The sequence below is a fragment of the Mammaliicoccus sciuri genome (assembly GCF_025561425.1).
GTDB classification, from domain to species: Bacteria; Bacillota; Bacilli; order Staphylococcales; family Staphylococcaceae; genus Mammaliicoccus; species Mammaliicoccus sciuri_A.
Genome location: NZ_CP094824.1, coordinates 237392 through 254714 on the forward strand (window position 1 = coordinate 237392; position 17323 = coordinate 254714).

A 17323-nucleotide genomic window follows, 5' to 3' on the forward strand; every position below is an offset into this window, starting at 1 on the left:
ACTTTTAGGAGTCTGGAACAGTCTGTCGTTCCAGGCTCTTATTATATATAAGCGTTACATTAATAACTTTAAAAAGTGTAATGGATTTATAAGCTATCGGGGGGATAATATGCATGGTAATCATTTGTTAGAAATACATAATTTAAGTACAGGATTTGATATAAACGGTAAGAACTACAATGCGATTTCTAATGTTAATTTAACTTTAGAGAAAGGTGGAATATTGGGGGGTGTAGGAGAATCTGGTTCTGGGAAACCAGTGTTAAGTATGTCGATTTTAAAATTATTACCTGAAAAAATTGCGAAAATTAATTCTGGTGAGATCAAATATATGGGTGAACGTATTGATCAATATACGAATGAACAATTAAATAATATTAGAGGAAAAGAACTTGCTATGATTTTCCAAGAGCCGATGACATCACTTAACCCAGTATTTACAATAGCTAATCAATTGATCGAAATGATGCTATTACACTTAAATATTTCTAAGAAAGAAGCTAAAGAAAGAGCGATAGATCTATTGAAAAAGGTAGGCATACCAAGAGCGCAGCAAGTTATTAACGAGAACCCTCACCAATTATCTGGAGGTATGAGACAGAGAGTCATGATTGCTATGTCGATTTCTTGCTACCCTAAATTACTTATTGCGGATGAACCTACAACAGCACTCGACGTAACTGTTCAAGCGCAAATATTAGATTTATTGAAGAAGGTTCAAGATGAAACGGATATGGGCGTTATCTTTATATCACATGACTTAGGTGTTATTGCAGAAATATGTGATACTGTCGCAGTTATGTATGCAGGTAAAATTGTTGAACGTGCTTCAGTAGAAGAAATATTTAATAATCCTAAACATCCATATACGAAATTACTATTACAAACAATACCAAGATTAGATATCAAACAAGATAAATTAGAAACAATTAAAGGTTCAGTACCTTCTATAGATAAAATACCGAGTGTTGGATGTAACTTTTATGATAGATGCCCATTTGCGATGGACGCCTGTGCAACGACAAATTTAAAAGATATCTCTATAAATGAACATCATAAAGTTTCGTGTCATTTATATGATGAATCGATATCAGAAAAAGGGGGTCCATTACATGTCTAATGAGTATGTATTAGAAGTTAAAAATCTTAAACAGTACTCCCCAATTGGTAGTGACCCCCCAAAGTTAGAGTTTCCATTATGCTATTAATTGGCTGGATTGAGTTCGGTATTGTACTGGACTTCGTCCAGCCAATTTTAATTTCAAACGTTCATTGTTATACCAATAGATGTAATCCTCAATTATTCTTTTTAATGTTTCATAGTTAACAAGTTCTTCTCCATGATACATTTCCTGCTTCATGATGCCAAAGAAATTCTCCATAGAAGCATTATCCGCACACGTCGCTTTACGTGACATACTTTGATAAATCCTTTGTTCCGATAATCTTCTAATCCATGCATTATGCTGATAATGCCAACCTTGATCAGAATGTATCGTCGTACGATATGGTGCTTCATGCTTAATGATTGTAACTGCTTTATCCAATGATTGAAGTACTAAGTCTAATGTTGGTCTTCTGGATATACCATAAGAAATGATTTCCCCATTGTATAAATCCATAATAGGGCTGAGATATAATTTTTGTTCTTCAGCACATTTAAATTCAGTGATATCTGTCACTAATTTTTGAAGTCGAATAGATGTATGGAATCTACGATTCAAGCGATTTTCAGCCACTTTACCAACTGTACCTTTGTATGATTGATAGCGTGATTTACGTGTGAATTTTTGACATTTTAATCCTAGTTCTCGCATAATTCGTTGTACTTTCTTATGGTTAATGAGATAACCTTGATTTCTCAAAGCTAAATATATACGACGATAGCCGTATTTACCGTTGTGTTTTTGAAAAAGTTCAATGATCTTTTTCTTCCAACCTTTATCTAAATCTTCCTTTTGTAATTGTTTGGCATGGTAATGATAGGTTGCTTCTGGTATACCAACCTTTACTAAGATATCTTTTAATTTGAATCCTTCTTCTTTGAGTTCGAATGCCACTGCTGCTTGTGCTTTTCTAGAAAGGCACTCGGATTCTCTCGAAAAGCATTCAACTTTTTTAAATAAGCATTCTCTAATCGAAGATTTTCATTTTCTAGCTCTAACTCTTTTTCTCGTGATAGGTTTTGATTAGATTTCTTCTGTTTCTTCTTTTTCATGGGAGGTCGTCCTTTCGGCTTTTCGAGTCCTTCCACACCTTCTTTGTCATATATCTTTTTCCATCGCACAATAATAGATGGGGTATTTAGGCCAAATTTAATCGCTGTATCTTGGAAGGAATCGTCTGTTCTTTTCATATAGTTTAATACATTTATTTTGAATGTAACAGAATAAACTGTCTTTTTCTGTTTCTTTTTTAATGCCATCTACACCGAATGATTGAAAGGCTTTTACCCATGTTCGTATAATAATTTTATCAGGTATATTATATTTTTTAGCTAATTTTCGATAACCATAATGGCCATCTAGATAATCTCTTACAACTTTCAACTTAAATTCATCACTATATTTTGTCATATTAAAACACCCCCTAAAGTTAGTTTTTTTACTCTAACTTTAGGGGTGCAGTACCATTAAAGGTGGCGTTTTTCAGCGTAAAGTTGGAGAAGTAAAAGCAGTCGATGGTATTTCTTTTAATATTAAAGCCGGACAAACTGTCGGACTTGTTGGTGAATCAGGATGTGGTAAATCTTCAGCTGGTAGAACCATTTTACAATTACAAAAGGCAACATCTGGAGAAATTATTTTTTGTAATCAAGACATTACAAAATTAAAAGGAAAGTCTTTAAGACAAGTGAGAAAAGGATTCCAAATGGTATTCCAAGATCCTTATGCTTCTTTGAATCCAATGCAGATGATTGGAGATATTATTGGAGAGCCAATTAGAAATTATTACAAGAAATCTCAAGAAGAAGTGAAATCAGAAGTGTTAGAGCTTCTAGAAAAAGTTGGACTTAATGAAGAAGCTTACTATAAATATGCGCATGAATTTTCTGGAGGACAAAGGCAACGTGTAGGTATCGCTAGAGCGCTTGCGTTAAAACCTAAATTGATTATTGCGGATGAACCAGTAAGTGCATTAGACGTATCTGTTCAATCTCAAGTATTAAATATCATGGCAGACTTACAAAAAGAATTTGGACTGAGTTACTTATTTATTGCGCATGATTTAAGCGTTGTTAAACATGTAAGTGATTATATATGTGTGATGTATTTAGGACATATCATAGAAAAAGGACCCGCTGATTTAATATATGAAAACCCTAGACATCCTTATACACAATCGTTAATTTCAGCAATACCGGAAATAGATCCTGCGAAGCGGAAGAAGAGAATTTTATTAGAAGGTGACTTACCATCACCGAGTAATCCGCCAAAAGGTTGTCCATTCCATACAAGATGTCCTTATGTGAGAAAAGAATGTTCAGTTGAAAAACCGAGCTATCGTAAAGTTGGAGACGAACATTATGCTACATGTATTCTGCTAGAAGATGAGGTGAAAATAAATGATAACTCTAATCATTAGAAGATTATTACTTATGATTCCATTACTATTTTTAATTTCTATCGTCATTTTTGCTTTAGCCAAAATGCAACCAGGAGATACGTTTACTGGTCAAAAATTGCCCAATGTTAGTTCGAAATATTATGAAGAACAAAGAGAAAAATTAGGACTCAATGATCCTTTGCATAAACAGTATCTTACATGGGGGAATAAGATACTTCATGGAGAATTAGGAGATTCGATTAGATATAAAAGACCAGTTATGGATTTAGTAAAAGAACGTATGCCTAATACGATTTTATTAGGTGTTATCAGTTTAGTCATTACATATATGATTGCCTTTCCGCTTGGCATAGTTTCGGGTAGGAAACCATATAGTTTATACGACTATAGTATACAAGTGTTGAATTATCTTATGTTGGCTATTCCTTCCTTTGTTGCAGGTGTGTTTGCGATATATGTATTTGCCTTTCAATTGGGATGGTTCCCATTTTCAGGTTCAGTTGAAATCGGACTTGAAGAAGGTAGTTTGTCATATTATATAAGTAAGTTATATCACGCTATTTTACCAGGAATGATATTGGGGTTATTATCAACTGCAAGTTATATACAATTCTTACGTAATGACATTATTGAAGTATCTAGAAAAGATTATATACGTACAGCACGTTCAAAAGGGTTATCGGAATCTAAAATTTATAATAAACACATTTTAAGAAATTCAATCATTCCGATTGTTACATTCTTTGGGTCTGACGTGTTATCTGTATTTGGTGGTGCAGTTATAACTGAATCAATCTTTTCATATCCTGGAATTGGGAAGTTGCTGATTGAATCTATTGGTGGTAAAGATTATCCACTCATGATGTCGTTGTTATTGTTCTTTTCATTTTTAGGGTTATTAGCCAATTTAATTTCGGATATTTCATATAGTTTAGTAGATCCACGTATCAAGAGTAACTAAGGGGGGATAATATGAGTAAGCAAAATAAAATCAAAAACAAATCGCCTTTGATAATCGCAAGAAACAAATTTATACGTAACAAACCAGCTATGTTTGCGACCTTAATATTATCTTTAATATTCTTTGTATCTATAATATCACCACTCATAGCACCATATGATCCAAACTTGCAAAATTTAGTCATGATTAAAGGCGAAATGACAACTGAGCATTGGTTGGGGACAGATTCAGGTGGTAGAGACATATTAAGTAGATTATTATATTCTGGTAGAGTTTCACTCATTTTCGGTCTCGTTACGACTGTCGGATTAATGTTAATCGGAATATTAGTCGGCATGCTTTCAGGATATTATGGAGGATGGGTTGATACGATACTTATGCGATTCACAGAGTTTGTAATGCTCTTTCCTTTTATACCATTCGCTGTTGTATTGAATGCGAATTTTAGCGTTAAAATTGAAAACAAATATGGATCTGCTTTAATACTTGCAATCGTACTGATTGCATTGTCATGGGTTGGTATTGCACGTATTGTTCGAGGTAAAGTATTGCAAGAAAAAGAAAATGAATATTTTTTAGCAGCTCAATCAATTGGAACACCTGTTTATAAAATTTTGTTAAAGCATTTATTACCTAATATACTGAGCGTTATTATTGTACAAGCAACGTTAGTATTTGCAGTCCAAATTGTAGCAGAATCGGGATTAAGCTTTTTAGGATTTGGTATTGATAAGACTGTTCCGACATGGGGTAATATGCTAACAGATGCGCAAGAAGGAGATATTTTGAGAAGTAAACCATGGATTTGGATGCCACCAGCGATTATCATTACGGTTACGATATTATGTATTAACTTTATAGGTGAAGGTTTAAAAGATGCACTGAATCCAAAATCAGTTCGTTAAGTATATAAAGCTAAAAATTTTTGATGTATTTTTACAACACATCATGTGACCTGCACACCTTATGATTTACTTTTACACAATATTGATTTAGAATTGATATATAAAGAATTAAGATATCTCTTAAAGAAAGTTGCAATTCTTTCAGACTTTTATATTTATGTATACCCAATTCATGAATATAATACATCTTAAATTTTAGAAAGGTGATCAAAATGGATAATAACCAACCAAAAGACGTTATTCTCATTGGTGCTGGTATTTTAAGTACAACATTTGGTTCTTTTTTGAAAAATATTGAACCAGATTGGAATATTAAGTTATTCGAAAGATTAGAACAACCAGCTATTGAAAGTTCAAATGAAAAAAATAATGCTGGTACAGGTCATGCTGCGCTATGCGAATTAAACTACACAGTTGAGCAAGAGGACGGTTCAATTGATGTTGAAAGAGCGAAAGAAATTAACGAGCAATTCGAAATTTCTAAGCAATTTTGGTCATACTTAGTTAAGAGTAAAGCTATCGAGAATCCTCAAGAATTCATTAGACCATTACCACACATCAGTTTCGTAATGGGTATTCGAAATGTAGATTTCTTAAAACGTCGTTATGATGCATTGAAATCTCTACCAATGTTTGAAGGCTTAACTTATACAGAAGATCATAAAGTATTAGCTGAGTGGATGCCTTTAATGATGAAAGGTCGTAATTCAAACGAGCCACTTGCAGCAAGTAAAATTGACGAAGGTACAGATGTTAACTTCGGTGAATTAACACGTAAATTAGTTAAAAATATCGAAAAACATGAAAATGCACAAGTTCATTTTCGTCATGAAGTAGTAGACTTTAAACAACTTTCTAATAGTAAATGGGAAGTTAAAGTTCGTAACTTAGAAACTGGTAAAGTAGAAACGCATGTTGCTGATTATATCTTTATCGGTGCAGGCGGACATGCCATTCCATTACTACAAAAAACAAAAATTCCTGAAAGTAGACATCTTGGAGGATTCCCAATTAGTGGTGCATTCTTAGTATGTAACAACCCTAAAGTTGTAAGTGAACATAATGCCAAAGTTTATGGTAAAGAGCCACCTGGCACACCACCAATGACTGTACCTCACTTAGACAGACGTTATATTCAAGGCAAAGAAAGTTTACTATTTGGTCCATTCGCAGCAATCGGTCCAAAATTCTTGAAAAATGGATCTAACTTAGATTTATTTAAATCTATTAATACAAGTAATGTTGTGACAATGTTATCTTCAGGTGTTAAAAACTTATCACTTGTAAAATATTCAATTCAACAAGTATTACAACGTAAAGAAGATCGTATGAAAGAATTGCGTCGATTTGTACCAGATGCAAAAGACGAAGATTGGGATATTCATATCGCTGGTAAACGTGTACAAGTTATTAAAGATACAGAAGAACATGGCCGTGGATTTATTCAATTCGGTACAGAAGTTGTAAATTCAGAAGACCATACTGTAATTGCTTTATTAGGTGAATCACCAGGAGCATCAACATCAGTATCTGTAGCTTTAGAAGTAATCGAGAAGAACTTCCCTCAATATATGGATAAATGGGAATCTAAAATTAAAGAAATCATTCCTTCATATGGTGAATCTTTAATCGAAGATACTGCTTTATTGAAGAAAACTCGTAAACAAACAGCAGAAGCTTTAGAATTAAATAAATAATGTTGAACAACAGAAGCCATTCCGTTCAGTCGGAATGGCTTTTTTATGTTTAAACGCACGAAGACTGTGAACATAACCCTGTCAAGTAGACACTAAAAAAAGTAATCAATATGTTGGCTGTGCTTTTATAAGCGCAGCCATTTTTAATGAAATTCTTTTAGAATTATAAAATTTTATATATTCATTTATTTGCTTTGTGGCGTGTTTTATATCATTGAATGTTTGAGATTTGTCTTTGAATACCTCTGATTTGAGTAACCCCCAAAAGCCTTCCATAGGACCATTATCAATACATCTACCTACACGAGACATGCTTTGCTTCATAGAAGCATTTTTAATCATCTCTCTAAATAGAACACTCGTATATTGGAATCCTCTGTCGCTATGAAATATAATGCCTTCGGTATTTCTTTTAATTATGGCTTTGTTAAAGGTATCGTATACAAGCTTATTATTGTTTTGAGATGAGACTACATGGCTGATGACTTTCTTAGCACCTAAATCATAAATAGCGCTTAAATACACTTTAGATCCATTTTTCAATTTAAATTCTGTCACATCTGTTAACCAGACCTTATTAACTTTACTTGTTGTAAATTTTCTGTTTAGGATATTTTGAGAAGTGATTTCTGGCTTACTAAGTTTATATTGCCTTCTCTTTTTTCTAATGACAGCTTTTAATCCATACTTCTTCATAATTCTATATACGCGTTTATGATTAACCTGGAATTTAGTATATAATCTCAGATAAATATAAATTCTTCGATATCCATATATGCCATCATGTTCATGATAAATCCTGAAAATCTCATCTTTTAATTCGTTATTGAATCTTTCAGATTCTGAAACCTCTCTGTTTTTCCATTTATAATAACTTGCTCTCGATATTTCAAGTGCGGCGCATATCCATTTGATTGGATACTTATCTTTTAATGCTTCGATTGTCTTGTATGCTGCTATTTGCTTGATTTTCGATTCATCAACTGCCTCTCTATTTCTTCCTGCTTTTTTAATACCTCATTCTCCATTTGGAGAAATTTATTTCTTTGTTCAAGTGCTTTTATTTTTAATTCAAGTTCTTCTTCTCTAGTTAAAGCTTCAACTGGTTTTCCTTTACCTCTACCATCTACTAAACCAATATCACCATGTTTTTCATACTTTTTTACCCAATTATAGACTTGTGAATAGTTAACTTGGTACTTTTCAGCTGTCTTATTAAAGTCTCTATTATTTTCAATACAATATTTAGCTATTTCAATTCTCTCTTCAAATGTTGTTTTTCTAGTATTCATAGTGTCTACCTCCAGATATGGAAAATAAGATTTATTTTCCTTTCCTTCAGTATACTTTACCACCCAATTTTTTAAAGTAGCATGATGTGAAATATTGTAATAGGCTGCTAGATCTGAATACGTCTTATTAGTCTCTAGATATTCTTTAACAACTTTTTCTTTAAATTCGCGTGTATAGATTTTATTTCGATTCTTATTTATAAGTGCTGTTATACCATGTTGCTTATACACTTTATATTTAAATCGAATCACACTATCACTAATATCTAAATTTAACTTATCAATTATATTTTGAAAGGAATAACCCTTTTCATGCAAATCGAAGATTTCCTGATACAGTTTAACAGGTAGTCTAGTTTTATACATAAAAATACCCCCTATAGAGTTTTAGTTTTTTTAATGTCTACTCTATAGGGAATAATACACTGAGAGATATCGTGCGCTAGGGTACAAAATAAGGGCATAACGCACGAAGACTGAGAGATATCGTGCGCGTATAAATGAATCATTCAATTTTTAAGAAATCCTACTTTTAGAATTGTCCACTCCAACTATTCCTTCTAATTATTTGCTTGTGTATTATTTCATTTATCAAACAATAATATTTCAAATTATTTTAGAGTGAGATGTGATTTTTTCGCTTGGTGATTAGTGTTTCAATGATTGTATATATACGATGCATGAGTAATTTAATGGTCTAAATATTTTATTAATATAATGAAGTTTTTTATATGCGTGATAATTTTCGAGATATACGTATGTTCTGAACCAGCGATAATTATTAAAAAATATTACAACTACAGTATGTGAGGAGGTACTAAGTGTTAGTTGTAATTATTTCGATTTTGTAATTAAAAAGATATTGTCGTATACTTTTTTTACTTTTCTTTCATATTTATACTGTGTTATATTTACTAATGTAAGGGCTTACATTTTATTGGGGAGGTCTTTTATGGAATGATTGTAATTATGAAAGATAGGGGATAATCGTATGCAAATTATTTCGTTCGAAGATTTGAAAGACATTGTCAAAAGTGGAGATGTTATTTCACTGGCAGCATTATCAGTGAGTAATTTACCTGTGAGTGTCTTAAAACATTTGGTTAAAGCTCATGATGAATATGGAAATCTTAATGATTTAACTTTTATGGTTGCGAATGATATTAGTGATTATCGTGGTGATGGTTATGATTTAGATTCATTTGTGAGTAGAGGTATGGTTAAAAGGCTCATTATGAGTATTATCATTGGTTCACCTAAAACGATAGAAGCCATAAAGAATAATGATGTAGAAGCATATTTTGTACCGCAAGGATTGTTAGCTACACATTATCGAAATTCGTTAGCCAAATTTCCAGATATGATTTCTGAAATAGGTTTACACACTTCCGTTGATCCTAGATTTGATGGCGGAAAAGTCAATGATGTGACTAAGGAAGATATTGTTTCTTTATTAGAAATTAATAATGAAGAATATTTACAATATAAATTTCCTAAAGTTGATATTGCATTGCTTCGTGGTACATACGCTGATAGCGAGGGGAACATTTATATGCATCATGAAGCACACTTAGGAGAAGGCTATGGTGCTGCTCTAGCAGCGCATCAAAATGGTGGAAAAGTCATTGTACAAGTTAAAGAAATTGTACAACATGGTAGCTTTAAGCCGACAGAAGTCTTTATTCCTGGAGAGCTTGTGGATTATGTATGTGTAAATGATGACCCAAAACATCATAGACAAACCATTCAAAATTATTATGACCCAGCTATTTCGGGTGAATATAAAGTACTTAGTATGCCTGAACCAGTTAATGAATTGAGTACACGTAAAGTGATTTTACGACGAGCTGCCCAATTTTTAAATGTAGGTAATGTTGTCAGTATAGGGTTTGGTATTAACAATGAATTATCGAATTTATTAGTTGAGGAGAAAGCTGAAGATTTAGTGCAACTGAATATAGATACGGGTGTATTTGGTGGAATGATAGGAAGTGGTCAAAACTTCGGATTAAATTACAATTTAGATGCGAAGATGCGACATGAAATGACATGGGACTTTATTTATAGCGGAGGCATAGATGTAGCTTATTTAAGCTTTGCTGAAGTGGATCAGTTTGGTAATGTCAATGTTTCAAAATATGGCGATAGAATGAATGGTTGTGGGGGATTCATAGATATTAGTCAAACGGTCCAAAAAATTATTTTCTCAGGAACAATGGTAGTCGGAAGTAAGACTACTTGGAATGATAAAGGTTTAGTTGTTGAAAAAGAAGGTCATGCTCAGAAATTTGTTGAACAAGTGCATAATATGGACTTCAATGCATCATATGCTAAGACGTTAAATCAAGAAGTCTATTATGTGACGGAACGCGCTGTATTCCAATTAACCGATGAAGGTGTCAAATTAATTGAAATTGCAGCTGGATTAGATTTAGAGAAAGATATTCTATCCAATATAGCATTTCAACCGATAATTGCTGAAGAACTTAAAGTAACGGATCAGCAAATTTATCAAGAAAATTGGGGAGGATTGCAACAATGTATTAAAGACAATGGTTCAAACTATTAAGGGGGTAGTTTAATATGAATTACGATTGGATTAAAACGAGAGCGCAATATGACGAAGAAAAGGCAGCAGTTATCGATCCACTAAAAGGAACAGAATGGACTTATCAAGATTTAAATATTCGTGCTGAAAACTTAGCCAACCATCTTGAAGAACAAGGTATTAAAAAGGGAGATGTCGTTGGGATATTTGCACCAAATGATGTAGCGGTTCTTGACTTACTATTCGCTTTATTTAAGATAGGCGCAGTATACTTCCCAATGAACTGGAGACTCAAACCGAACGAAATTGAAAGTGTTATTGAAGATTCAGGTGTGAAGTTTATATTCTATGCGAATCGTCATTTAAGTAGTTTACAAGGGATTGCAGATGACTATTTACACATGGATATCGATTCACCTGAATATGATGAACTTGTAAATCCTAAAAATCATAAACCATTCAAGACAGTAGATGTAGGTCGTGATGATTTAGCGGCATTAATGTACACAAGTGGTACAACAGGATTACCAAAGGGTGTCATGTTCACTTATGATTCATTTACATCAAATGCGATTAATACGATACTCACTTATAAAGTGAATTCAGGATTTTCATCTATTATTTCGTTACCGATGTTCCATGTATTTGGATTTAATGATTTAGTCATTCCATTGTTGATGGCAGGTGGTTCACTCGTATTACATCGTTACTTCGAAGGTGAACAACTCAACGATTTAATGGCTAAATATAAACCGAATTACTTATCGCTTATTCCAACAATGTATTATGCCATGTTAGTAGCACCTAACTTTGATGTGAAGAACTTTGATAATATTGATTTTCTTATTCAAGGTGGTTCAGCACCGTTACCTGGTGTTCAGAAAAAATTTGCAAGCATGGGGTTAAATATTATTAATGGTTATGGCTTAACAGAAGCACCATTAGCGATGATTAATACACCTACTAATTCACTTAAAAAGCCATTGAGTATAGGTAAGCCAGTCATGTATGTAGAATCAAGATTATTTGATGAAGATTTCAATGACGTACCTGTAGGTGAAATTGGTGAATTAGCGATTAAAGGTAAACAAGTTACACCTGGTTATTGGCAAAAACAAGAAGAAATGAATAAATCTTTCCATGATGGTTATTTCTTAACAGGTGATTTAGCACGTATAGATGAAGATGGCGATATATTTATCGTAGATAGAAAAAAAGAATTGATTATTACAGGTGGAGAGAACGTCTTACCATCTGAAGTAGAAATTGTTCTAGCTGGTCATCCACTCGTAGCACAATGTGTTGTCGTAGGTTATGAAAATGAAAAATTCGGAGAAACTGTAGCGGCTGCTGTGTTACTGAATGAACAAGATCCAGATTTCGTAGAGAAATTAGATGCTTATATGCGTGAGAACTTAGCGAGTTATAAAGTACCTAAAAATTATCTATCCGTAATGAAAATGCCATTAACTTCAACTGCTAAACCAGACAAATTAGAAGTGAAAGCTATGATGAAGAGAAAGTTTCAACAATAAACAAAGATGACGCTAACATGAATACTAAATTTTTTTAGATGTAAATGTAAGCGCTTTAATAACATTTGGAGGTCATATATATGTCAACAAAATTAGAAACATTAAAAGCATTATTTCCAGAGGATGTATTGAATATTTCAAAACAATTAACAGAAGGTGAAGTCAAGTTCTTAAAACAACTTGATGATTTATTAGAAGAAAAATATCGTCCAACAATCAACGAACATTGGGTGAATGCGACAGTGCCAGAAGACTTCTTCGATGATATGGGTAAGCTCAACTATTTCCAAAATCCATTATTATTTGAAGGGCGTGAAGGTGCAAAGACACCTAGTCAATTATTCCAATTTTTCATGTCTTATGTCGTAGCACGATTCGATGTATCTTTAGTGACATTATTAGGTGTCCATCAAGGTTTAGGACATAATTCATTCTTATTTGGTGGTAGTAAAGAACAAATTGCTTACTACATCCCTAAATTACAATCACATGAATTAAGAACATGCTTTGCGTTAACAGAACCAGAACACGGATCAGATGTTGCAGGTGGACTTGAAACAACTGCAAAACGTGAAGGCGATAAATGGATTTTAAATGGTGAAAAGAAATGGATAGGCGGCGCGAATTTAGCAGATGTTATTCCGGTATATGCTGTTGATGTTGAAACAGGTAAACCTAAAGGCTTTATTATCAGACCAGAACAAGCTGGTGTGGATATTGAAGTGATTGAAAATAAAATCGCTTTAAGAATCATTCCAAATACAATTATTAAATTAGACAATGTAGAAGTTGAAGAAGATCAAAGACTTCAAAATATAAATGGCTTTAAAGATATTGCGAAAGTACTTTATTCTACACGTGCAGGAGTTGCATATATGGCAACGGGTGCTTTAGCAGGTGCTTTACGCGCAACGCTTGATTATGTAACAGAACGTAAACAGTTCGGTAAAGAAATTAGTAAATATCAATTAATCCAAGAGAAATTAGCTATGATGCAAGGAAATTTAGCACATTCAATGTCTATATGTGCCCAGCTTGCTAGAATGCAAGAAAATGGTGAATATGACGAAGTTGCCACTTCAACTGCTAAGATGATGAATTCACTTAGATTAAGAGAATCTGTCGCAATGGGTCGAGGTATCACAGGTGGTAACGGTATTTTAGCTGAATATGATATTGCGAGATTCTTCTCAGATGCAGAAGGGGTATACACATATGAAGGTACACACGAAATCAATGCACTGTTAATTGGACGTGCATTAACTGGAGATTCAGCATTTATTTAAGCTAACTGAGCAAGACGAAACACACTCAGAATATATGAATTTGGAGGACTTTTTATGACGATAAGTAAAGCGACCGTTCTAGGTGCAGGTACAATGGGGAGCCAAATTGCTGCACTATTAGTGAATGCAGGTTTAAAAGTAAAATTATTAGATATAGTAATCGATGAAAAAGACCCAAATAAAATTTCTAAAAAAGCATATGATGTGATTACAGATGCTAAAAGACCTTTATTATTCGATTTAGAATTTGCATCTAATTTATCTTACGGTAATTTCCAAGATGATTTAACAGGTGAAGATGATGCGGATATTTATATTGAAGCGGTTAAAGAAGAATTAGATATTAAACATCAAGTATGGAAACAAGTTACTCAAGTTGCGAAAGATAATGCGATATTCGCAACGAATACTTCAGGTATTCCAATTGAAGCAATATCTAAAGCATTTAGTGATCAAGATAAAGAAAGATTTTTAGGATTACATTTCTTTAATCCACCTCGCATTATGAAACTTGTAGAGGTCATTCCGAATCGTAATACGTCAGATGCAATCGTTGAAAGAACACAAGTATTTGCTGAAGAAGTACTTGGTAAAGGCGTTGTCGTTGCGAATGACGTACCTGGATTTGTAGCGAACAGAGTCGGTACACAAACGATGAATGACATTATGTATCGCGGAGAAGAACAAGGATTTTCAATTATTGAAGTAGATGCTTTAACGGGTAGAGCAATTGGAAGACCGAGTACCGGAACATACGGTTTATCTGACTTAGTTGGTTTAGATATAGCCGTTACTGTTACGAGAGGGCTCCAACAAGTGCCTGAAGAGCAACCATATTTCAAAGATACTAAAGTTGCCGATACACTTGTGAAAAATGGCTCGTTAGGTAGAAAAACGAAACAAGGTTTCTATAAAAAAGATAAAAAGACAAGACTTGTTTACGATATAGAAAGTGATTCGTACGTACAACCTGAGCCACCTAAATTCGAAATTCTTACTAAATTTAGTAAAGACTTAAAATCCAATTTAGATGTCATTTTTAATGCTGAAGATGATGCAGGTAAATTCTTATGGGAAACATTAAGAAATAATTTCTATTATTCAGCGATTAATGTCCCTAAAGCTGCATCTGACTTTAAAGATGTAGACCGTGCGCTTGTATGGGGATTTAACTGGAAAAAAGGACCATTCCAACTTTGGGACTTAATGGGCTTTGACCGTGTTAAAGATAGAATGAAACAAGAACTCGGTGAATTACCTGAATGGATTGAACAACAAAGCGGTGGCTTCTATAAAGAAAGCGAATCAATAGAGCGTGTCACACCGACATCAGCTTTCATTGACCGTGAAGTTTGGAATAGAGAAGATTCTAATTTATCAGTAGCAAACAAAGATCAATTATTACTTAAAATTCAAAGTAAAAATAATATTATATCTGATGGCTTTGCGAGCGACTTAATCGAATCGATTGATTTATTAGAACAAGAAGATTATACAAGCATGGTTATATATGCAGATGGCAATAATTTCAGTGTCGGTGCAAACTTGTTCTTAATGAAACAAGCACATGAAAGTCAGAAAGTAGATGAATTAGTAGGTCCAGCAATTGATAAATTACATGAAAGTTTCGGTAGAATGAAATATTCACTTAAACCTATCGTAACTGCAGTTCATGGTAGAGCTTTAGGTGGCGGTTGTGAAGTTGTCTTACATTCACCATTTATCGTTGCAGCGAGTGAAACATACATTGGACTAGTTGAAACTGGTGTAGGTCTATTACCTTCTGGTGGTGGATTAGCAGAGTTTGCAGATAGAGTGCTTAGAACAAATCATAAAAATGATGACAAACAAGCATCGATTACGAAAGTATTAATGAATGTAGGCTTAGCTAAAGTATCTACAAATGCATACGAAGCTAAGAAATATGGTTATTTAAGAGATATCGATACAATTATTTTCAACAAAGAAAGACGTGTTGAAGTTGCTTTAAATAAAGCGAGATATGAATCTGAAGAAAACTATATTCCTAAACCTAAAGCTCAATATCCAGCGCTAGGCAGAGATTTTAAAGCTTTAGCACAAGCTGAACTAGATGCGCAAAGAATTGGTCACTTCATTAGTGATTATGATTACGAAATTACTTTAAAAGTTGCACATATACTTGCAGGTGGAGATTTACCTCGTAATACGTATATTAATCAACGATATATTCAAAAGCTTGAACGAGAAGGCTTTTTATCTCTACTCAAAAATGAAAAAACATATGATCGTATTACGCATATGTTAGAAAAAGGTAAACCATTACGTAACTAATGAAGTGTTGAATAAGAGAGGATGGATATCAATGCAAGAGGCATATATAGTAGCATACGGACGTTTTGCAGCAGGTAAAGCTAAACCAGGTGGTGCATTATTTCATGAAAGACCTGATGAAGTTGCAGCTCAAGTATTAAAAGGTGTACTCAATCGTGTAGGTGGTACATTTGATGGTAGTATGGTTCAAGATGTTATCGTGGGGAACTCTTTTCCAGAAGGATTACAAGGTCAAAATATCGCACGTTCAATAGCATTACTTGCTGGATTACCAAATGAAGTTCCTGGACAAACGGTTAATCGTTATTGTTCTTCAGGCTTGCAAACTATTGCGATAGCAGCAAATGAAATTATGTCTGAACAGGCAGATGTGCTTGTAGCAGGCGGCGTTGAATTAATGAGTGCCGTACCAATGGGCGGTAATGAGCCAACAAATAATCCAGAGTTACAAGAAGCGGATACAGGTGTTTCTTATCCTATGGGACTAACGGCAGAAATGGTTGCTGAAGAATATAAAGTTTCAAGAGAAGAACAAGATGCTTATGCAGTAGAAAGTCATAAAAGAGCATCAGAAGCACAAAAATCAGGTAAGTTTGAAGATGAAATTATACCAATTGAAGTGCATAAAGTTAAATACGATGAGAACGGTCCAAATGTAACGAAAGAAATATTTAAACAAGATGAACTCATTCGTCCAGAAACAGATTTAGAAACATTATCTAAATTAAGAACAGTATTTAAAGCTGACGGCACAGTTACAGCAGGTACATCGGCTCCACTTACAGACGGAGCAGGATTTGTTGTATTGATGTCAGGCGATAAAGTAAAAGAATTAGGCGTGAAACCAATTGCTAAATTTGTAGGATTTAAAGCAGTAGGTGTAGACCCTAAATTAATGGGCATAGGACCAGCTTATGCAATACCAGAAGTATTAGAATTAACGAATTTATCAGTAGATGATATCGATTTAGTAGAACTCAATGAAGCATTCGCATCACAAACAGTAGCATCTATAAACGAAGCAGGGTTAGATATTAATAAGACAAACGTTAACGGTGGTGCAATAGCACTCGGACACCCACTCGGTGCAACAGGTGCTATGTTAACAGGCAAACTATTATCAGAAATGAGTAAACGCCCAGACTCCAAATACGGTATGGTAACAATGTGTATCGGCGTCGGAATGGGAGCAGCAGGCATATTTGAATATGTAAGATAA

The 17323-nt window shown here is 33.7% G+C and carries 14 protein-coding genes; 10 read left to right on the forward strand and 4 right to left on the reverse strand.

All coding sequences use genetic code 11. The features are described from left to right. The first annotated feature begins 109 nt into the window (after positions 1–109). Complete coding sequence (locus MUA60_RS01050) at positions 110–1120, forward strand: ABC transporter ATP-binding protein (protein WP_262649215.1); 1011 nt, start codon at positions 110–112, stop codon at positions 1118–1120. Between the two features lie 76 nt (positions 1121–1196). On the opposite strand, the gene MUA60_RS01055 is transcribed toward MUA60_RS01050, so the two are convergent. Genes MUA60_RS01055 through MUA60_RS01065 form a run of 3 tightly spaced genes read right to left on the reverse strand, consistent with a single transcriptional unit; the run spans position 1197 to position 2576 of the window. After that, positions 1197–2060 (reverse strand): IS3 family transposase, encoded by an 864-nt coding sequence (locus tag MUA60_RS01055; protein WP_262649220.1) that lies wholly within the window; start codon positions 2058–2060, stop codon positions 1197–1199. Then, positions 2024–2356: a helix-turn-helix domain-containing protein gene (locus MUA60_RS01060; RefSeq protein ID WP_262649221.1), complete on the reverse strand. Its 333-nt coding sequence runs from the start codon at positions 2354–2356 to the stop codon at positions 2024–2026. The genes MUA60_RS01055 and MUA60_RS01060 overlap by 37 nt, the downstream gene beginning before the upstream one ends. After that, on the reverse strand, positions 2316–2576 hold the full coding sequence (locus tag MUA60_RS01065; protein WP_262649222.1) for a transposase: 261 nt from the start codon (positions 2574–2576) through the stop codon (positions 2316–2318). The genes MUA60_RS01060 and MUA60_RS01065 overlap by 41 nt, the downstream gene beginning before the upstream one ends. Before the next feature lie 55 nt (positions 2577–2631). Here MUA60_RS01065 and MUA60_RS01070 point away from each other — a divergent pair, with 55 nt between their 5' ends. The 4 genes from MUA60_RS01070 to mqo all read left to right on the forward strand — a co-directional run bounded on the left by MUA60_RS01070 (position 2632) and on the right by mqo (position 7130). Further along, positions 2632–3585, forward strand: coding sequence for an ABC transporter ATP-binding protein (locus MUA60_RS01070; RefSeq protein WP_262650551.1), 954 nt, complete (start codon positions 2632–2634; stop codon positions 3583–3585). Next, positions 3566–4528, forward strand: a complete 963-nt coding sequence (gene opp4B, locus MUA60_RS01075) for an oligopeptide ABC transporter permease (protein WP_262649224.1) — start codon at positions 3566–3568, stop codon at positions 4526–4528. The genes MUA60_RS01070 and opp4B overlap by 20 nt, the downstream gene beginning before the upstream one ends. Before the next feature lie 11 nt (positions 4529–4539). Continuing rightward, the gene (gene opp4C, locus MUA60_RS01080) at positions 4540–5433 is read left to right on the forward strand and encodes an oligopeptide ABC transporter permease (protein ID WP_262649225.1); all 894 of its coding nucleotides are present in this window, start codon (positions 4540–4542) and stop codon (positions 5431–5433) included. 212 nt (positions 5434–5645) lie between these two features. Next, positions 5646–7130, forward strand: coding sequence for a malate dehydrogenase (quinone) (gene mqo, locus MUA60_RS01085; RefSeq protein WP_025907630.1), 1485 nt, complete (start codon positions 5646–5648; stop codon positions 7128–7130). Between the two features lie 105 nt (positions 7131–7235). Here mqo and MUA60_RS01090 read toward each other — a convergent pair. Then, a protein-coding gene (locus tag MUA60_RS01090; RefSeq protein ID WP_262648726.1) for an IS3 family transposase occupies positions 7236–8788 on the reverse strand; the annotation gives its coding sequence in 2 pieces (ribosomal slippage) (positions 7236–8111 and positions 8114–8788; 1551 coding nt in all). Positions 8789–9413: 625 nt separating this feature from the next. Between MUA60_RS01090 and fadX the strand changes: the two genes are divergently transcribed. The 5 genes from fadX to MUA60_RS01115 all read left to right on the forward strand — a co-directional run bounded on the left by fadX (position 9414) and on the right by MUA60_RS01115 (position 17323). Next, positions 9414–10991 carry a fatty acid degradation protein FadX gene (gene fadX, locus MUA60_RS01095; protein WP_262649227.1) on the forward strand — a complete coding sequence of 526 codons (1578 nt, stop codon included), beginning with the start codon at positions 9414–9416 and terminating at the stop codon, positions 10989–10991. A 14-nt stretch (positions 10992–11005) separates the two neighbouring features. After that, a complete protein-coding gene (fadD, locus tag MUA60_RS01100) occupies positions 11006–12505 on the forward strand; it encodes a long-chain-fatty-acid--CoA ligase FadD (RefSeq protein ID WP_262649228.1) in 1500 nt (499 codons plus the stop codon). A gap of 80 nt (positions 12506–12585) precedes the next feature. Beyond that, positions 12586–13791 (forward strand): acyl-CoA dehydrogenase FadE, encoded by a 1206-nt coding sequence (fadE, locus tag MUA60_RS01105; protein ID WP_262649229.1) that lies wholly within the window; start codon positions 12586–12588, stop codon positions 13789–13791. A gap of 54 nt (positions 13792–13845) precedes the next feature. Next, positions 13846–16104, forward strand: coding sequence for a 3-hydroxyacyl-CoA dehydrogenase/crotonase FadB (gene fadB / locus MUA60_RS01110; RefSeq protein WP_262649231.1), 2259 nt, complete (start codon positions 13846–13848; stop codon positions 16102–16104). A 31-nt stretch (positions 16105–16135) separates the two neighbouring features. Continuing rightward, positions 16136–17323 (forward strand): thiolase family protein, encoded by a 1188-nt coding sequence (locus MUA60_RS01115; RefSeq protein WP_262649232.1) that lies wholly within the window; start codon positions 16136–16138, stop codon positions 17321–17323.